This is a genomic window from Hassallia byssoidea VB512170 (assembly GCF_000817785.2).
GTDB lineage: Bacteria > Cyanobacteriota > Cyanobacteriia > Cyanobacteriales > Nostocaceae > Hassallia > Hassallia carrinoi.
The window spans coordinates 13,317-32,498 of record NZ_JTCM02000072.1 but is presented as its reverse complement, the minus strand read 5'-3'; the positions used below and the strand labels follow the sequence as shown (position 1 = coordinate 32,498).

Annotated in this window: 18 protein-coding genes; 9 read left to right on the top strand and 9 right to left on the bottom strand. The window is 38.3% G+C overall.

Annotated features, from left to right (window positions below):
• The first annotated feature begins 72 nt into the window (after positions 1–72).
• From PI95_RS24075 to PI95_RS24060, 4 genes are all read left to right on the top strand, one after another.
• Entirely contained in the window at positions 73–222 is a 150-nt protein-coding gene (locus tag PI95_RS24075; RefSeq protein ID WP_236117171.1) for a BrnT family toxin, read from the top strand.
• Positions 206–472 carry a BrnA antitoxin family protein gene (locus PI95_RS24070; RefSeq protein WP_039752376.1) on the top strand — a complete coding sequence of 89 codons (267 nt, stop codon included), beginning with the start codon at positions 206–208 and terminating at the stop codon, positions 470–472. Before PI95_RS24075 ends, PI95_RS24070 begins: the two co-directional genes overlap by 17 nt.
• A gap of 158 nt (positions 473–630) precedes the next feature.
• Entirely contained in the window at positions 631–867 is a 237-nt protein-coding gene (locus PI95_RS24065; protein WP_039752377.1) for a hypothetical protein, read from the top strand.
• A 38-nt stretch (positions 868–905) separates the two neighbouring features.
• A complete protein-coding gene (locus PI95_RS24060; RefSeq protein ID WP_236117170.1) occupies positions 906–1,247 on the top strand; it encodes a type II toxin-antitoxin system VapC family toxin in 342 nt (113 codons plus the stop codon).
• 140 nt (positions 1,248–1,387) lie between these two features.
• Here the strand turns inward: PI95_RS24060 and PI95_RS24055 are convergent, their stop codons facing one another.
• From PI95_RS24055 to PI95_RS24045, 3 genes are all read right to left on the bottom strand, one after another.
• A complete protein-coding gene (locus PI95_RS24055) occupies positions 1,388–1,615 on the bottom strand; it encodes a type II toxin-antitoxin system HicB family antitoxin (RefSeq protein WP_039752378.1) in 228 nt (75 codons plus the stop codon).
• Positions 1,612–1,752 (bottom strand): hypothetical protein, encoded by a 141-nt coding sequence (locus PI95_RS24050; protein WP_163519140.1) that lies wholly within the window; start codon positions 1,750–1,752, stop codon positions 1,612–1,614. The genes PI95_RS24055 and PI95_RS24050 overlap by 4 nt, the downstream gene beginning before the upstream one ends.
• A gap of 290 nt (positions 1,753–2,042) precedes the next feature.
• A complete protein-coding gene (locus tag PI95_RS24045; protein ID WP_052325719.1) occupies positions 2,043–5,258 on the bottom strand; it encodes a tetratricopeptide repeat protein in 3,216 nt (1,071 codons plus the stop codon).
• 229 nt (positions 5,259–5,487) lie between these two features.
• On the opposite strand from PI95_RS24045, the gene PI95_RS24040 reads away from it, so the two are divergent.
• The 5 genes from PI95_RS24040 to PI95_RS24020 all read left to right on the top strand — a co-directional run bounded on the left by PI95_RS24040 (position 5,488) and on the right by PI95_RS24020 (position 11,256).
• Entirely contained in the window at positions 5,488–6,816 is a 1,329-nt protein-coding gene (locus PI95_RS24040; protein ID WP_236117169.1) for an AAA-like domain-containing protein, read from the top strand.
• 83 nt (positions 6,817–6,899) lie between these two features.
• Positions 6,900–7,370 (top strand): hypothetical protein, encoded by a 471-nt coding sequence (locus tag PI95_RS24035; RefSeq protein WP_039752380.1) that lies wholly within the window; start codon positions 6,900–6,902, stop codon positions 7,368–7,370.
• A gap of 446 nt (positions 7,371–7,816) precedes the next feature.
• Positions 7,817–9,526 carry an AarF/UbiB family protein gene (locus PI95_RS24030; RefSeq protein ID WP_039752381.1) on the top strand — a complete coding sequence of 570 codons (1,710 nt, stop codon included), beginning with the start codon at positions 7,817–7,819 and terminating at the stop codon, positions 9,524–9,526.
• Between the two features lie 187 nt (positions 9,527–9,713).
• Positions 9,714–10,088 (top strand): hypothetical protein, encoded by a 375-nt coding sequence (locus tag PI95_RS24025; protein WP_039752383.1) that lies wholly within the window; start codon positions 9,714–9,716, stop codon positions 10,086–10,088.
• Between the two features lie 286 nt (positions 10,089–10,374).
• A complete protein-coding gene (locus PI95_RS24020; protein WP_039752384.1) occupies positions 10,375–11,256 on the top strand; it encodes a hypothetical protein in 882 nt (293 codons plus the stop codon).
• Positions 11,257–11,346: 90 nt separating this feature from the next.
• Here PI95_RS24020 and PI95_RS24015 read toward each other — a convergent pair whose 3' ends face one another.
• The 6 genes from PI95_RS24015 to PI95_RS23990 all read right to left on the bottom strand — a co-directional run bounded on the left by PI95_RS24015 (position 11,347) and on the right by PI95_RS23990 (position 19,133).
• A complete protein-coding gene (locus PI95_RS24015; protein WP_039752385.1) occupies positions 11,347–12,267 on the bottom strand; it encodes an Npun_R2821/Npun_R2822 family protein in 921 nt (306 codons plus the stop codon).
• 10 nt (positions 12,268–12,277) lie between these two features.
• Entirely contained in the window at positions 12,278–13,282 is a 1,005-nt protein-coding gene (locus PI95_RS24010; RefSeq protein ID WP_039752386.1) for an Npun_R2821/Npun_R2822 family protein, read from the bottom strand.
• Positions 13,283–13,309: 27 nt separating this feature from the next.
• Positions 13,310–14,266, bottom strand: coding sequence for a glycosyltransferase family 10 domain-containing protein (locus PI95_RS24005; protein ID WP_039752387.1), 957 nt, complete (start codon positions 14,264–14,266; stop codon positions 13,310–13,312).
• Between the two features lie 50 nt (positions 14,267–14,316).
• Positions 14,317–15,528 (bottom strand): glycosyltransferase, encoded by a 1,212-nt coding sequence (locus tag PI95_RS24000; RefSeq protein ID WP_039752388.1) that lies wholly within the window; start codon positions 15,526–15,528, stop codon positions 14,317–14,319.
• An 86-nt stretch (positions 15,529–15,614) separates the two neighbouring features.
• Positions 15,615–17,861 (bottom strand): ABC transporter ATP-binding protein, encoded by a 2,247-nt coding sequence (locus tag PI95_RS23995; RefSeq protein WP_039752389.1) that lies wholly within the window; start codon positions 17,859–17,861, stop codon positions 15,615–15,617.
• Between the two features lie 72 nt (positions 17,862–17,933).
• Positions 17,934–19,133 carry a glycosyltransferase gene (locus PI95_RS23990; RefSeq protein WP_039752390.1) on the bottom strand — a complete coding sequence of 400 codons (1,200 nt, stop codon included), beginning with the start codon at positions 19,131–19,133 and terminating at the stop codon, positions 17,934–17,936.
• Positions 19,134–19,182: the final 49 nt, after the last annotated feature.

Below are 19,182 nucleotides of genomic sequence, written 5' to 3'. Positions count from 1 at the left end.
GACAAAAATGGACAGCCTTGTTTACTAGATCCTCGATCCCCCACGACATTTTCGGATGAAGGCTGTCCATTTTTGTCCAGGTTCAGCCCAAGGGCAATTGGTGAAGTCGAAGATGGTTCAATTGTTGTGGTTGTTTTTACCATGCGAGGTGAGCGAATAAGGTTAATTAGTGCAAGAAAAGCGACCATCCGGGAGTGTCAACAATATGAGTCAGGAATCTGAGTTTCCTTTTGACAGAGCAAGACGAGTTACACCAGAAGAAAACCAAAAATTCAGAGATGCGATCGCTCATCAGTTTGGGGTTACACCAAAAAAGCGGGGACGACCTGCTAAGGATGAAGAGGAAAAGTATGAACCGATTTCTATCAGATTACATCCTAAAATCATAGCCTGGGCAAAAGAAGAAGCAGAAAAACGAGGGGTTGGCTACCAAACGGTTATCAATGAAGCACTATTAGAGAAAATAGGCTGAAACAAGCGCGATCGCACTAATCCCAAAACCTAATAAACGCGTAGCCGTAAGGCTTGTCGTTAGACATCGCACTCTCCCCTCAACCCAATAAATGCGATCGCTTTGGGACTTTGGATATACTGAAAACGTGAAAGAACTAGTCAAGAACAATTGAATGCATGACAAATCGTGAAGAATTGATCCAGGAACTCGAACAAGCTCCTGATGATATAGTTGAGTTGGTATTAGATTTTTTTCATAGAATAAAAGCAACACGCAAAACCCATCCTTTGGCAAAATTTGCAGGTATTTTAAGTGATAGAGAAGCGGAAGAATTAAAAGAGGCGATGTCTGACGACAAGCCACTTCGTGTCTACGCAACGGAATGTCGGCAGGTGGATGTGAATGAGTGGTGAGATTGCCCTGGATACCTCTGTTGCGGTGCGTTTTTTGAATGGGGACGAGCGCGATCGTTTCACGAGTAGTAGCATTACCAGAGGTGGTTCTGCCTACCGTCGTAGTGGGAGAGTTACTTTTTGGCGCGGAAAATTCCACTCGTCCATTACAAAATTTACCTCGTTATCTGGAGTTTATAGAGGCTTGTGTAGTTCTACCATTAAGTCGAGAAACAGCAGCAGTATATGCTAAAACCCGACTGGCGCTGAAACAGAAGGGACGACCAATTCCAATGAATGATGTTTGGATTTCGGCGCAATGTTTAGAGCAGGGTTGGATATTAGTAACAGATGATACAGATTTTGATTATGTTGATGGGTTGATGTTAGAGCGTTGGTAGTTCAATCTAGGGATTTATGGCTATTTATACAACATCACAAACGGGATAACTCAGTTAAAGCGTAGTGATTACGCCAAAGGTGGGGCTTTTGCATCGCACTCATGATTGACAATTATTGCTGGCATTAATACCCACTTAACTTACGCAACTTGCAACGGTTTTGTCGGAAGCATTCTGGGTTCTGGTAGTGGTTTATTTTCTTCTTTCAACATCTCAACAAAAGTCTCAATTACTTCCTGACCATTTTTGGCTGCTTCTTCATAAGTCCTACCATGCGTATGAAATTGCTGCCAGGGGAACTCAGGCAAGTGTACTAAAAAAAGTTTATCTTCATCCGACCATTGAATTACCATACTGTAGTGGCTCATTCTTCTTTTTCCTGTTTTTCTTCGTTTTCTGTGTTTTCCATTTCTTGCAGTTTTTTCAGCACCCGTTGGATGTTTTTTTCTAAATATAACGGAGCATCATCGCCGTCTTTACCTGGTATAGTCAAATGCGATCGCACAAATCCTAAAACAACCTCGCAGGCGATCGCATTCTCTCCAAACTAACCTAAATGCGAACGACTTTCGTCGCGCAAGCTTCGCACTTTCCCCAAAACACCAAAAATGCGATCACCCTTACCATCAACCCTAAGAAATGCGATCGCCGGAGGTGGCGGCTTCTGCATCGCACTTTCCCATCAAGCCAAGAAATGCGATCGCATTTCCCCAACATGAGATGAAAAATGTTGTCAAGGCAGTAATTTACTGGTAGTATCATGCTCATTCAGCAATTAGATTTTTAATATAAGTCTTACCTTGACCCACCTTGAATCTTTTTAATTTCGTTTTGAGCCTTTTTAATTTCGTTTTGAGCATTTTCGTAATCTCTAATGTTACCTTCTTGCTGATAGAGGTTTGCCGCTCTTTGAAAATCTGCTACAGCCTTTTCAGATTCTTTTAAATAAATGTAAATAAGACCTCTGTAGTAGTAAACATTAGCATTATTGGGATTCAACCTTAGTACTTGATTTAAATCTGCCATAGCTTTACTAATATCGTCTAAACCACTGGCATATCCACCTTTTTGTAATAAATAAGAAATACCTCGATGGTAGTAAATATCAGCATTATTGGGGTCAAGCTGTAGTGCTTGATTGAAATAATCTATTGCAACTTTATAATCTCCCAAAGTACGGTAAGTAACTCCTATATTTACCAGATTCATGGCTTCTAAATCTTTGTCGCTGATTGACCGTGCAATTATCAAGCTTTGTTGATAAAAATCTAGCGCCTTTTGTTTATCGCCTAACTGACTGTACAAATCACCTATGTTATTGAGTAATTTGCCTTCTTCTGCGCGATTCCCAACTTCTTTTACTAAGGAAAGAGCCTGATTATAATAATTTAATGCTTCAACATATTCATTTCTTTTCTCATATGTTATTCCGATGTTGCTGAGAGTTCTTGCTTCCTCATCTCTGTCTTTAATTTCTCTAAAAATAGATAAAGATTGTAGTGAATATTCTAATGCTTTATCATTATTATCTAATTTACGATAAACTACTGCTATATTACTCAATAAGACTCCTTCATTTTTGCGAGATTTTATTTCTCTGCTTATAGTTAAAGATTCATTATACAATTCCAAAGCTTTTTTATAGTCACCTAAATTCACATAAACTGTGGCAATATTATTGAGAACAGTTCCTTGTTTTGTTTTATCTTTTGATCCTCGATAAATAGAAAATGCTTGCTTATAAAAATTTAATGATTCTAAATAATTTCCTTGTTGTAAAGATGCATTTCCAAGATTAGTTAAAGTCTGTGCGGATTCATTATTATATCCACGATATTCTAAAATCAATTTTAATAACTTATTATGGGAATCATTTATTTGTCTTATTTTTGGCTTGAAATTCTCTGGAATTTCAGAGTCTTTTAAACTAAGTATTCCTGCGAATTCTCCAGTTATTACTTCAAGTTGTTGAAGTAAAGTATCAATCATCATTTTGAGATTATCACGTTTGATTGAAATATCTTGTAACTCTTCTTTCACTCCATTAAACTGATGTTCCATCTCATTTATCTTTGTATTTTTTTTCTGAAGCATTTCATTTAAATTCTCAAGCTGATTATTTGCTGCAAATATTTTTTCTTTTTCTTGTAATAATTCGTTAGTTTTTTGTTTTAGCTCTATATTTTTTTCTTTGTTTTGATTTATAAGTTGTGATAGGTTTTTTTTTTGAAATGTCAAATTATTATATATTAATTTCTTTTGATACTCTAAATTATTTATTTTCTTTATGTTATGTTGCGCTTTTTGTTGTGTATTTTTTTCTCTTAGTGTGATATTTATGAACGCATCTTCTACTTTTGTTAACTTGGAAGTTAGAAAAGCTAATTCTTGTTTTTTGTTATTCAACTCAATGATTACATCATCTTTGTTTCTAAGTACTCGTCCTAGCTCGTAATTTTGGTTACGGGCATATCGAGATGCTTTTCTGGCTACTAGCAATGCTCCCATAGCTAAAATAATTGATAGCATTAGCACAAAAATACCGATGTAAATCTGTCGCTTCGTAGTTTTTTTGACTTGTATCAAGTCTTTATTAGCTTTTTCTAAATCTAATTCCGCTTTTTCTTCTACCTCTGTCAATCGCTGTTTCGCTTTCCTCTCTTCCTCCAAAGCCTTATTTTCTTTCGCTTCCGCTTTCGCAACTTTCTCATTTAACTCTGCTTCCACACTCGCAGATAAAAACCGAGAATCAGCATTGCTCAAACTTTTCCCATCAGCCCAAACACGAGCTTTTTCTAAATCTTCCCCACGCAACAAATACGAATCATCATTAAATTTACTATCTACCCAAGCCTTAAAAGCATCAGCATAAGGACGTAATTTATCTAATTCTTTTTCAACCCAAATTAAATTAAAAATATTTGCATAAATTTTGTTATAAACCCTTAACTTTCGCTGCTGTTCTACGACCAACCCAGTTAGACGCAACCTCATCTGTTCTGAACTTCCATCAACAGCAATCTCACCCTTTTGCAAAATTTGCTGATAAAACCCCAACAAGCGCACAGCAATTAGTTCATTAGCAAGAATCCTATCCTGTATCGTCTTTAAATGTTCTTGCTCATCTCGCACTTCCCAATCATCAATAATCCCAGTTCTCACAACTGTTTTCATCCATCCTTTCACCTCTTTTTCTCCCCTCCTCGCTTGCGGGGAGGGGCTGGGGGTGGGGTTCTTCAAATCCTGAATTAACAAATTACAAACCTTCTGCGTCAATAAAGGCTGTCCCCCCGTCCAAGCCAAAACCTCTTGCATTACAGCTTGGGGATTTTCAAATTTTCCTACTAACCCCCTTGCCAAAGGTGTAATTTCATCTATTTTAAAACCATAAAGTTGAATTGCTGTACCAATATTAAACGGCGTTCTTTCCTCATCTTTAATTAAATCTGAAGGTGTCGCTACCCCAACTAAAGCAAAAGTCAACCGCTGATATTCAGCTTTAAAAGAGCGTTTTTGATAGCAGCTTCTAATTAAAGCAAAAAAATCATCCGCCGGAAAATCCAAGCGGAGAATACTATCTATTTCATCGATAAAAATAACGATATTTTGGGTAATATTTGGCAATAACAATTCATCGAGAAGTTTCCCCAAACGTCGCACCGGAGAAATTTCGATAGATTTGTCCCACCATGCAGATAAATCTTCTGGTTCAACAAAATTGAGTTCAGTTAATAAGCTATCAATAATACTCGCGTACCACTGCTCAAGGGTGATTTCTTGGCTACCCAATCCAGAAACATCAATCACAGCACAAGCAAAGCCATCAGCTTCTAGCCGTTTCATCGTCCGGACTAACAAACTCGTTTTCCCCATTTGACGGGAATTAAAAACGTAACAAAGCTTTCCCGCTTTTAATGCGTGGTAAAGCTCAGAATCCGCTTGTCGCACTACATAGCTGGGAGCGTCTTCTTCCAAACTACCACCAACTTTATACTCGTAGTCTCGCGTCATAATTTAGTTTTTAATAGAGAAAAATTACATCGATACCTATCTTGAGTTTAATTTCCAGAATGTTAAGTTTTTATCGAGTTGTTATTGAGTTGTGATGGAGTTGTAATTGACTTTACCAAATAAATACCTAATCTTGTAAGCTAAATTTTGTAGTGATTTCGATTAACCAGCTATGTCATACTCGTCAAGGTCTGTGAGAGTACATACAAACTGCCTACCCAAAGTAAAATTGGCTCTGCGACGAAATGGCTACATTAGCCAGAGAATACTAGCTGAAGATTTAGAGATTGCTCAATCTACTGTTAGCAACTTTGTCACTGGTAAAGCTGTTTATTTCTCAACCTTCACAGAAATTTGCCACAAATTGGGGCTGGAGTGGCGAGACATAGTGGATTTAGAACTACCTGACGAAACTTATACTGATACACAAACACAAAACATCAATCATTCTCCCCCATCTCCCTCATCCCCCCCATCCCCCTCATTTCCTCCCTCCCTTGAATATCCAGAAGGAGAGGTAGCGTTAGATTCTCCCTTTTATCTAGAACGTCCACCCATCGAACAGCGTTGTTATCAGGAAATCAAAAAACCTGGTTCCCTAATTCGCATCAAAGCACCGCAAAACATGGGTAAATCTTCGCTGTTGGCGCGAATTCTCCAGCAAGCGGAAAGTCAGGGAAATATCACGGTGACAATAGATTTTCAGTTAGCAGAAGAAGAGTTGTTCTTCAACTTGAATACATTTCTGCGCTGGTTTTGCGATACCGTCACCGAAGAAGTCGCCGCCAAAAATCCAGAATTACAGCAAAAGTTGCTGCAAAAACTTGATGAGCATTGGAAGTCAGCGCAGCGCTTTGGCTACATGAAAACTTGTAAAAATTACTTTGAGCGCTATTTATTTCCCGAAATCAACCAGCCATTAATTTTAGGCTTAGAGACAGTCGATAAGCTATTTGAATATCCCAAAATCTACAGAGATTTTTTTGGGTTATTACGCGCTTTACACGAAGAAGCCAAACGTCGAGATATCTGGAAAAAACTCCGACTGGTGATAGTACACTCGACTGAAGCCTATGTACCAGTAGATATCAATCAATCGCCGTTTAACGTCGGTTTGGTAGCGGACTTACCAGAATTTACCCAGGAGCAAGTAAAGGATTTAGCTCAACGCCATCAACTAAATTGGAGCGATACAGAAGTAGAAAAGTTAATGGTGTTGGTGGGAGGACATCCTTTTTTAGTGCGGTTAGCTCTGTATAAAATAGCCATTCAACAGATAAATTTAGCACAATTTTTGCAAACAGCAGCTACCGCCGAAGGAATTTATAGCAACCATCTGCAACACCTAGAATATCTTTTGCAGCAACAGCCAGAATTAAGGACAGCAATGCAAGAGGTTGTCGCTAGTAGTAGTGGTGTACTTTTACCGACAGTTACCAGGTTTAAATTACATAGTCTCGGACTAGTAAAGTTACAAGGTGATGAAGTTACAGTCAGATGCGAGTTATACCGTCAATATTTTTCTAATTATTCCCAAGACAATCACAACACAATGTAACTAAATTAACTCAATGGCATCTCCGGTTTGAACTCCAATTGCACTTTTAGATGATGGAATTGTCGAGTTCAACAGACAATTCAATGTTACATAAAACACTCAAAGCTTTATTCGGAACCTTCGTTGGAATTACTGCTATTTCTGGTTCGCTTTTTATGACACCTACCGCAGTTCGCGCTGACGATAGGGAATATATTTATGAAGTTCGTGACCAGCTAATCGAAAAGGCGATCGCTTCTGGTTTACGTGGCTATAGTTTAAGCCATGAACCTATGATCGATGCACTTTATCACGGTCGTTCCGATTATATAACTATAAATCTGCGTGCAGGTACATCATACGGCATAGTTGGAGTGTGCGATCGCGATTGTCGAGATTTAGATATTGCACTCTATGATAGCCGTGGAAATCTGATTACTTCTGATTTACAAGATGATGATATTCCTGCCATCACCCTGACTCCATCTCGAAGCGGTACATATCGAGTTCGGGTTGATATGGCTAGTTGTAATACCAATGCTTGTTACTACGGTATCGGTGTATTCGGTCAATAAAACTAACTGACCTTGCATAAACAAAGGGGCAAAGAGACAAACTTTATTTATGTCTTATGTCACTTTGCACCTTTGATTTCTCGCCAAACCTTTGAATCTAGGTTTAACCAGAGGCTTGGAAGCATTCCAGCCTCAAGCCGCAACACTATTAGATACTTTACCAGCTTGACTAGCCTTGACAAAACTTTACAAACGTGACCTTCTTAAACTTTCTGAAAGAAGTATTTGTACTTTTATAAAGTATAATTAAGAATAAAGATAAAAAAGACGGGCAACCTCCCTTGGCTAATATTGCCAAGATTGTTACCCGGAAATGTAAAAAATTTAATTGTTGTAGATAGTTGTAGATAAAAACTACAAACATATTGTCTTTGCAGCCAAATTATGGTTTGAAAAGACGAGCAAACAAAAGAGTAAATTTATCGGTTTAAGAGGCAAAGGTCGGCGTGGGTCAGTATCAACCTGCTCAGTTAACGAGCTACAATGCAAACGCGATCGCTCGCTACTACAGCTTGCGTCCCTGGCAAGCGATAGCGCGATCGATAAAGATAGTTTGGTTTTTTGCGGGATTTATTCTCGGTCTAAAATGGGATGAATGGCGTGGAGAAACTGAACGAAACAAGTTCAAACGAGCCATTCAGTTGCGACAAATATTAACGAGTCTGGGTCCAACTTTTATTAAAGTAGGTCAGGCACTCTCGACGCGACCGGACTTAATACGTAAAGATTTCTTAGACGAACTGGTAAAGCTACAAGACCAGTTGCCACCTTTTGATAATGCGATCGCTTATCGGATTATCGAAACTCAACTGAACGCAAGCGTTTCCGAAATTTATAGCGAATTGTCACCAACTCCAGTCGCTGCGGCTAGCTTGGGTCAAGTATATCGCGGTCGTCTCTACAGCGGCGAAGAAGTAGCCGTAAAAGTGCAACGTCCGAACTTACGTCCGGTGATTACACTCGACCTTTATTTAATGCGCTGGGCAGCAGGTTGGCTGAGTCCTTGGTTGCCACTCAATCTCGGTCACGATTTAACTTTAATTGTGGACGAGTTTGGCACAAAGTTATTTGAAGAAATCGACTATATTAATGAAGGTCGCAACGCCGAAAAATTTGCGAGTAATTTCCGCAACGATCCGCAAGTCAAAATACCAGCCATTTATTGGAGTTATACCAACACCCGTGTTTTAACTCTGGAATGGATTAACGGCTTCAAACTCACAGATACGAAAAATATCCGTGCTGTAGGTTTAGATCCAGAAGCGATTATCCAAATTGGTGTCACCTCAGGTTTGCGACAGTTGTTAGAACATGGTTTCTTTCATGCAGACCCCCATCCGGGTAACTTGTTTGCCATGCCTGATGGTCGCATGGCTTACATTGACTTTGGCATGATGGATCAGCTAGAGGAAACCACCAAAGAAACTCTTGTAGATGCGTTGGTGCATGTAGTCAATAAAGATTATAATGACTTCGCCGAAGACTTGGTAAATTTAGGATTTCTGACACCAGAAACGAATATTGCTCCGATTGTGCCGGCATTAGAAACGGTGCTGGGAAACGCAATTGGCAAAAACGTCAAGGATTTTAATTTCAAGACAATCACCGATGAATTCTCGGAATTAATGTATGAATATCCTTTTCGAGTTCCGGCAAAGTTTGCTTTAATTATTCGTTCTTTGGTGACGCAAGAAGGTATTGCTTTAAGCCTCAATCCTAATTTTAAAATTGTCGAGGTAGCTTATCCTTATGTAGCACGAAGGTTGCTAACAGGAGATTCTCCAGGATTGCGGCAGCGGTTATTGAATGTGTTGTTCAAAAATGGTAAATTCCAGTGGCAGCGGTTAGAGAATTTAATTGCGATCGCCCGCACTGATAACAACTTTGATTTATTACCAACAGCGCAATTAGGTTTACAATATTTGCTGTCTGATGAAGGCAAGTTTATCCAAAGACAGTTGCTGCTTGCTTTGACTGAGGATGACCGTCTTCACACCGAAGAAGTTCAACGCTTGTGGAATCTGGTGAAAGATGACTTAAAGCCGAATCGTTTGTTGAGTGTAGCGATCGGCATTTTGACAGAATTCTCTAGAGAAAGCGCAGCCGCTATTTTACCGACTGCTACACACCTTGTTTCTTTTGGAAAAAAACAGTAACAACGTGGGGACTGGGGACTGGGGACTGGGGGACAAGGGAGACAAGGGAGACAAGGGAGACAAGGGGGACAAGGGGACAAGGGGGAGTTAAAATTACCAATGCCCATTGCCCATTGCCCATTGCCCATTGCCCAATTCCCAATTACCAATTACCAATTACCAATTACCATATTAATCAGGAGTTTTCATGTACTATTACCCTCTAAATCCGCCATATTTTCTGTTAGCTGTTGGTTTATTTATTGCATTAACCTCCGGTGTCGCATTAGCTGGAACGCTAAAGTTAATTATGGAAAAAATGCAATTAAATAGTGTAGAAAAGTTAGGTTCTCGTTTTTGGAGCAGAAAGTTATTTGTTCCATTTCTCGGAATCGCTGGCGGTGTTTGTTTATTTCTTACATCAGGTTTTGAAATATTCGGTTTTCCACCATTGCTTGCTTATATAATTGGTGTACCGATTTCTCTTTTAACAAGCGTACTAGTTTGGTTGCAGTTAGGAAGTATGCTGGCTTTTATAGAACGCCAAGGAATGACATCTCTAGACTTAGATTCGATGCCTTGAGTATAAATATGGGCACAGAAATGCTGTGTCCAAATCTAATTTATTGTGTTATGTCAAGTGCGTTTGATGACTTATTATAAAAATCCTACGTCTTTCTCTGCGCCTCTGCGTCTGGAGCGTGAATTTTAATAATATTCTAAATCTAAAATTTAAAAATATATTAATTCAACATCATTTTATTTATTAAAATAAGAATTAAGTATAACTACTGAAGTTACTACCTTGATTTGTATTTATACCAAATTTCCATACACTATTTCTATCTAAAGTAGGAAATTAAAAAACAATGAATCAAGCAGAGCCAGAATTTTGCTTTTGCACTATAGCATTTGGTAAGAAGTATCGCGCTCTTGCCTTGTTATTAGCACAAGATATAGAGAGATATTCGCCGAAAACTTATTTTATAGTTTTAACTGACAATCCCAGCGACTTTAACAAACAACCCAACATTTTAGCCTTTAAACATCGCTCGCAGAGCGTTAAGTTTTATCACGACAAAAGATTTGCGATCGCCAAAGCATTATCTCTCTTTAATTCTTGCATATACATTGATGCAGATATGCGAATACTAGCACCAGTGCCAGTAGATATGCAATGGATTAAAAAAGTAGGAATAACAGCAAGAACTTGTGAAATTATGCCCAAAAAGTATGCCAAAGTTATTGCAGGAACTGCTAGTGCTAAACTTTGTCGAGAATTTCAAGTAACCAAAAAAGCTGCACAAAAGGTAAATATAGACCTAGAAAATGAAAACGTTAAATTTGTGTACGAGTATTTATTTGCAGTTACAAAAGACTCTGGAAAAGAACTTGAATTTTTCAAACAATGGGAGACACTCGCCAATTATTTTGAATTAAATGGAATTTATGACGGTGAAGGAAACGCAATAGGTTTAGCTGCTGCCAAGGCTGGTTTGGATGTTAGATTAAGTGAGATGCAGGGCATTTCCTTTTTTAAAGATAAAACCGAACTAGTCAGAATCCAAAAAGGACAATCAAAGATGGAGGAGATGTCCATATATTTTGAGCAACAAAAAATGCTCGAATATCCCAAGCGTTCCCTTCTGGAAAAAGTTGCTGCTAAAGCACGTCAAAGTGTTACTCATTTATATAATTTAGTGCGTTTGAGAATTGTTACCTTGAATAAGTTTGATTTTTATTACCGATAAGTATAGCAATCCGTTTAGGAATCGTTAAAAATAAGATTCCCGACTTCTCTAAGAAGTCGGGAATCTGAAACTGTAAGCAGCTTCAAAAACTTACTTTTTCAGAAAGCGGAATAGAGTTTTAATTTGACTTAAAGTTTGCTGCCAAGAACTTTTTTTGACCTTAACTGGGAAAATTGGCGGTGGCAATGATGGATTGAGATTGCGGTAATACTCCCAAATTTCCCAATAAGGGCAATCAGGTTCAATCCGCATCCCTGCCCAGTGAAGAAACTGTAGAGGCTGATTTAACTTGGAGTCTATAAGTATATGCCCTTGAGCTTGAAAATGAGGGCTACCTGCCCAATTTCCAGGGGCTTTACCAGGTCTATTGACTATATTAAATCGGCGCGGAACATACTTTAAGACGAGATAGTTAAGGATAGTTTGGTCTGAGTTTAATAAATAGAAATATTCCGGATGGCGAACGCATTCTCTAAAGACTTCCCAGATATCTTTCTCAGAAAAAGCTTGCTTTTTAGAACACCAAAAACCACTATTAAAAACGTCTTTTAATTCAGTTTTCTTAAAGATATTATTATCTTTAATTGACTGATTGAATACTTCATAAATTCCGCCTGTATGTTGATAGTCATAACAAACGAAATCATTTTCTTGAAGATAGCTGAGATTGTCGATAATTTTGTTAAACACAACAATATCAGTGTCTATATACAAAAACTCATCGAAAGAACCAAACCAGCAAACAAGCTTACGAAGTAAGTTAGGTCTATCAAAGAAATTTTTTCCGCAGATGTTATCGATTTGCTCGCAAAAGTACTTGATATATTCTAAATTTTCGTAAATTGTTACCCCAGAAAAGTTAGAAAAAACCTCTGCTATCTTTTGATAATTGTCATTGTAGGGAATCATGACAATTGGTGTATCCGAGTCATAAAAACGGATACTATTAATTAAGGCAACGGCATTATCCATCACCTTGTCATTGCCTAGAAGATAAATCCCGCGATTCATTGATTATTCCTCAAACTTTTATACCCAGCTTTTTGAGAACTCTTGTCTTCAAACTAGGAGGTGCATTGTAGGGTTGTGGCTTAGTAGTAAACTTTGGTCGTTTATCGGGTTCGTGCAGGTAACGATAGTGTAAGAAAATATCTCGATATGGGAAATCAATATTGTCACCGTTGCAGACTCTATCAAATAAGCTGGATGACAAACCGATGTAGTGCAGATAAGTCAGTTTGTTACCTTTGTCATACAACCAATTAGATTTATATTCAAAGTGAGAAGAAGTGACGGCATTTCCAGTTATTTTGCTTTCAGGTAACTGCTTTGATAAGTTACACACCGGAATATTTGCTCGCATTACCATATAGTTGAGAACTGACTGATTAGGTGCTTCTGGGAATAAAATTTCTGCCTCTCCATCTGCCAGCCGAGATACAATAAAATCGCGTTCTTCTGAACTAAATAACCCCCGCTTACCAGCATAAAAACCCGCACAAAAAATATCAGATTTAATTCTGTCTTCACTAAATATCTGAGATAATTTGTCAGATTTGACATTAAAAATGTGCGAGGGGTCTTTGTACTGAAAGTCATAAACAACTAAAGGATGGTCGTTTAACTTCTCAAAAATAATTTGCAGAGAATCTAAGACCAAAATATCTGCATCAAAATAGGCAAATTTGTCAAAGGGACTGCTGTTATCAAAAGCGCAGTATCGACGATTCATGCCAATCCGACGCACCCCTTTAATGCCTTGTTCTTCCCAAACTTTTAAAGCAGTGGGATGTGTTTGCCACACTTGCAGAGAAAAATCTTCCCAATTTTTAAACAATTGGGCATCATTTAGCAGAGTCACATTTTTTCTTGTAGCGACTTCCGCACTAACTTTTTCAATGTTGTCGTCATAGGCAATTACACATACTGGAATATCTGTACCTACATTGACTTCAACACTATTAAGAAAAGCTACGAGTTGGTTATAAACTACATCGTTGCCGATTGTATAGATACCATTAGTCATGGAAATTTCCGTAAGTGTAAATTTTATTTATGCAATTTGGTTAACTGCGTTATCTAACCAGTTCAGCAGATTTAATTTGTGCAAAATAATCTGCCTAGCTTCAGCGATCGCTTCTTTAGCTGCGTACCAAGCATCAGGAGTAGACGTTACTTCCTGAATGTATGCCAAACCCTTTTCATCTATACTTGGTAGTCTCAAAAAGCTTCCTGGTGGCAATAATTTATCAGCGGCAGAACCACCGTAATAAATTGGCAAACACCAAGCCAAAAGAGAATCCCAAAGCTTCTCACTCACATACCAATTATTGTCAGCATAATTTTCTATTGCCAAGTTGTAATAATAGGGAGCCATGCTATGCCATTTATTATTAACTTTTCCATTTCCCTGTGCCCAATTTGGTAAATCTCGCCCATACAAATCGAAGGTTAAACCGCTTTCTTGCAACATTTTTAAAAAGTTAAGACGTTGCTGATGATTTGCCGTGCGATCTATTCCCGATGTAATCCAACTGCAAGGACGAACCTTTTCTGGAGGTGGCATTTCATTCAGTTCTCTAAACGAATTCGCATGATACCAAATAGCAGGCATATACTCAGGAATGGGCGCAAAATCATCTGGACCAGAGACATAACCGCAGTATTTAGAAGCGTTTTCGTAATCAGTAATTCGCTTTTGTTCCAACTCTGGAAATGGCGGTTCTCTTACTAAAGAAATTATTCTTTCTTTCGGCACTCCTCGCAGTAAATTTGTGATGTTTTCTTTCTGCTGTGGCTGTGGTTTAAACTTATTCAACCAGCTTTTCTTGGCAACAGGTTTAACAAAGTCGCAGAAATTGTATAACAGTAGAAAGTCTGGCTTTGAGTGATTTGCTTGGATTTGAATATTTTTCCACTCACCAAATGCATTAGGGGTTTGATGCCAAAGCCAATCACTTTGGTTTATAGCTTGATAGCCAGTAATCATACCGATAGTTTTTTTTACCATAATGATAGCAAATTAGTTGAATTACTACTTTGTTGTTCGGCGATTTAATCTCAATTCATTGCCACTGGACGCATAGAAGCATCGACATAGCTAAGAATTTTTTGGATTCTATTTTCCCAAGTAAACTGCTTGACGAACTCAAGACTATCTGAATAGCCTTCGATTTTTCTGGGACGGGTTTCTAAAACGTGCTTAATACATCTGGCAAATTCTTGTGGATTATCTGGTTCGCACCAAGCAGCCACAACATTTGCAGGCTTAAATTCCATCAATGGTGGAATCTCCGTTGAGACGATGGGTGTACCAGCAGCCATATAATCAAAAAACTTCAGAGGAGAGGTAAAAGTTGATGCATTTCCCGAACAATGAGGGTGAGCTAAAATATCAGCAGCTTGCAGCAAACTTCCTAACTTGTGGTGTTCTATGTAGCCTAAAAATGTCGTGTTGGTAACTTGCTTTTCTCTTGCCATCTGCTGATAAGCTTGCACTTGCTCTTCTTTTCCGCCGGCAAATACAAATTGGACGTGCGGTAAATCTTTGGCAACATCAATTAATAAATCAACCCCTTTAAATGGATACAGCGCTCCAGAATAGACAACTATATGTTGGTATTTATCTTGAAGCAGTTTTTCTCGCCATTCTTCAGCTGCTTCCGGTTGTCTGGTAGCAAACAATTGACTGTAACCATTATGCATTTTGACAACTTTTTCAGGTGGCATTCCGTTTTGGATCATGCTTTCTCTAACTGTATCGGCAACAGTTATAGCAATCGTAAAAAGTGGATTTTTGACAATTTCTGGTTCAAATTTTTTGTCTTCGTGATGGTGGTGTTCGTAAATTGCGGGAATTCCGTGCATTATTGCTACTTTGACAAAGTTCCAGTCGCGAGTATGGACAATTTTAGTGGTAGGAAGAATATGAAAGGGGAAATAGTATTTTGATATAAGGGTGCTAGAATTTGTCAATTTGCCACCAAATTTATCTACGAACCAAGGCATTGAAAGAGGAGCAACTTTGAGTTTTTCTTGTAAGTTGTAAAGCTTGGCAAGTTTTTCTTCGGGTTTTCTGGGTGAAAACGGACGAATTAAACTAATAGGGTTATGAGATGTTAATCCTTTGTGGCTGTAAACTAAAACGGTTGAATAACCCAAGTTAGCAGCTGCGTTGGCAGAATTTGCTACCTGCACTAACTTTGCCTCTGGCTTAGTTAAAACATTTCTCGTGAAAAATATATAATTGTTTCTTTGGGAAGATGTTTTCATGATATTAAGTCAAGTATTTTTCTGTAACTTATTGTTTTGTAATGAGGATTAATCGATACAATTATTTCATTGTTTTACGGGAGAATTTAAGGCTTTATGCTATCCTCAAAATATTCTATTTTGTTTAGTAGATGTATTGCTGATTCACAAGCTTCTTCAAAAAGTTGATTTTGCTCTTGGGGATTTTCTACCAAATTGTCTGCTAGCGATCGCAAAGAACTAAGGATGTCATTGAGAATTGTCCGAAACTCTTTAGAGAAATGAGTTAAGATTTCACTATCAATAGTTTCACCGTAATTTTTTGATGTAAATGATACAGGTTGGTATTTGATTTGCAGGTTAGCAATATCCTCAAAAACATCAACAGCGTTGAGAATTATAAAAGCAGATTTGTAAGATTCTGCAATTAGTTCTTGACGTTCTTGGGGATTGTCTACCATATCATCAAGTATTAAGCGCAAGAAACCAATCGTAGAGTTAAGACGCGATCGCATTTCATGAGAAATCCGAATCAAGCTTTGATGAGGTTTGCTCTCGACTTTTGAGCGATCGCTAAATTGCATTGAGTACAAACGCGAATAGTAGCCATTCTTGCTTAACAGTTCTTCATGAGTTCCTACCTCAACGACACGTCCTTGATCTAAAACAGCAATTTGATGAGCTTTTTGGACTGTGGAAAGTCGGTGTGCAATCACCAAAGTAGTGCGATCGCGACTGAGATCGTCAATTGCAGCTTGTACCAAACGTTCAGAAACGGTATCCAAAGCGCTGGTAGCTTCATCGAGAATGAGAATTTCCGGGTTTTGCAGTAATGCACGCGCGATCGCTAATCTTTGTCTTTGTCCACCAGATAACATCACACCGCGATCGCCAATCATCGTTTCAAATCCCTGAGGCAATTTGCTGATAAACTCATAAGCATTTGCCCTTTGCGCTGCTGCAATAACTTCATCTTCTGTAGCTTCTGGTTTTCCGTAAGCTATATTATTCCGCACCGAATCATTGAAGAGAAATGTATCTTGACTAACAATTCCCATCGCTTTGCGTAAAGACGTAATATCAAAGTCACGCAGGTCAGTTTTATCAATCGTAATACTGCCAGATATCGGGTCATAAAATCTTGGTAAAAGGTCTGCAAGCGTTGACTTACCCGCACCCGAACCACCTACCAAAGCTAAAGTAGTACCACGCGGTAAAAATAAATCGACATCCTTCAACACCAACTTCTCTTGATTCGGGTAAGAAAATGTGATGTTATGAAAATGCACTCCTTTCTCTAATTTTGTGTAGTTTAACTCACCCCTTTTCATTAAAGGTTTATTATCCAGTCGTAAAAACTCTGTCACCATATCTACACTACCAGCGGTATTAGCAAAAGCACTGCGGACAGTATTTAACTGAGAAATTAACGGCAGAAGTCGCAAAAGCACCAATAAATATGTAAAAATAACCGCTGAAAGTGATGCAATTTGTGCTGCAAAAAAGGTGCGGCTCAAAAACACAATTAGCAGTAAAGCCGTAATTCCCATCACCTCACTAACTGGTGCGATTATCTCTGAATTAGCCTGGGATTGGTACTCTGCTTTTTCGCGATCGCGAATTAGTTTTTTAATTCTTTGATATTCCTTCTCTTCATTACCAGTTGCCTTGACTAAGCGAATTCCACTCAAAGTTTCTAGTGTACTGACTGAATAAGCTTTAGACATCTCTGACAATTGCTGACCAAACTTTTTGGAACGACCTATAGCATACTGATTAATTAGCATTACCAAAGACAGCAAAAACGTAGCAGCAATTGTCAATTCCCAAGAAATTGATAACAAAAAGCCAACAAAAACTAAAATTGTAATTCCGAGAATAACTAATTTAACTGCATTCCCTATAGCACTAGCAGCACGGGCAATTTCTCCACCAAGTCGGTTGATTAAATCACCAACTTTCATCTTGGCATAATAATCTATGTCAATTTCTAGTAATAACTTCACTCCCGCTTCTCGCATATCCGAGGTCAGCATTCGCGTTAAAGTACTAGATGCTAACGTACTAGCATAAGTTGCACCATTTTTTAAAATAATTGTAAATATAATTGCCCCTGCCATCAACGGTAATCTGTAACTTTCCGATACCTTATCAAACGGATACATAATTACTTTGAGAATACCAGGAGCGCTGGTTAAATTCACTTCTTGTCCGACGATTTTTAAAATCACAGGTACAATTAGTGCTGTACTTATCCCATTAAATAAAGCTCCAGAAAACCCCAAGATTATTGTGATAATAATCCAGCCAGGATAAGGTTTAGCAAATTTGATTAATAGCTTATTGCCCAACATACTGTATGTATTTACTTTAAGAATATTACTTTTTAATAATACCGTGAATGACACTTGTACATCCATGCATTACTATATCTGTTGCATGATGTTTCCTAAGGTAGTTGTCATTGCATCAATACTGTAGTATTCCACACATCTTTTTCGAGCTAGCTTTCCTCGCTCATTTGCTTCATCTAAATGCTGGAATATGTATTGAATTTTCTCGGCTATTTCAAGAGGGCAACTTGGCTCAACTAGATAACCAGTTTCACCTAAAATATCAGGAATATCTCCTACCCGTGTTGCTAAAACTGGCTTTGCCATTGCCATTCCATCGGTTAATTTCAATGGAAACTGAGCTAAAGCTGCTGGGGTATTTCGTTGGGGAACAACAATAACATGCGCTGCTGCCACGATTGCAGGCATTTCTGAAGATGGATGCTTTGGTAATTTAATTATCCAACGTCCCCATTTTTCAGTGAGTTCAGCATCATAGTTATCATAAGGACTGCCACCAACAATCACCAGTCTTAAATCTGGCTGATTTAGTTTATCTAGCGCTATCAATACATCTTCAACACCTTTGTATGGTCTTGGCGCACCAGGAAACATTAAAATGCGATAGCCAAGAAGTCCATAACGTGTTCTACTTTCTTTAGGATCGTAGCGTGAGGGATTAAATAAAGTAGTGTCTTTACCATTGGGCAAATAAAAGCCACCAAATCGCTCTTTTAAAAAGTGGGTGTGAATTGTAATGGCATTAGCATTTTGTGCCATCCCTTCAACCCACTTTAAATAAAGCGGATGATCCGGATATCTCAAAGCACCATCTGATTTAAAAACGTCTCTAGCAAATTGCTTAATTGAAGGGCGATATTGCCACTTATCGCCACCATGCCAACTGAGTTCCCAGTCGTCTATATCTAAAATTAGAGGTCGATGGTTATTTAATTTTTTTAGCAAAGATAAACCGAAGGTTGTTGGTTTCGGTCGCATTGCATAAATAATATCACCATCAAGTTTTTTCAGAAGCTGAGAAGCTGATACTATAAATTTGGGATAGTTGTAGCCAACAAAGCTACTAACTGGAATTTCCGATTGAGGAATTACCGCCGGCTCGTCGCCAAAAACAAATCCTAAAATTTCTACTTGATATTGAAGCTTTTGGAGTGCTTGAGCTAGTAAAAATGAACGAACACCTCCACCTCCCCACCTTCCAGCTCCAGCGCTCGATAGGTCACTGACAAGTATGGAAACTTTCAATTGAGTTTTGCTTTGCTGTAAACTCACAAGACTTTGCTGTTGTTAATGTGTGCAAAAAAAGTAGTAGATTCATCAC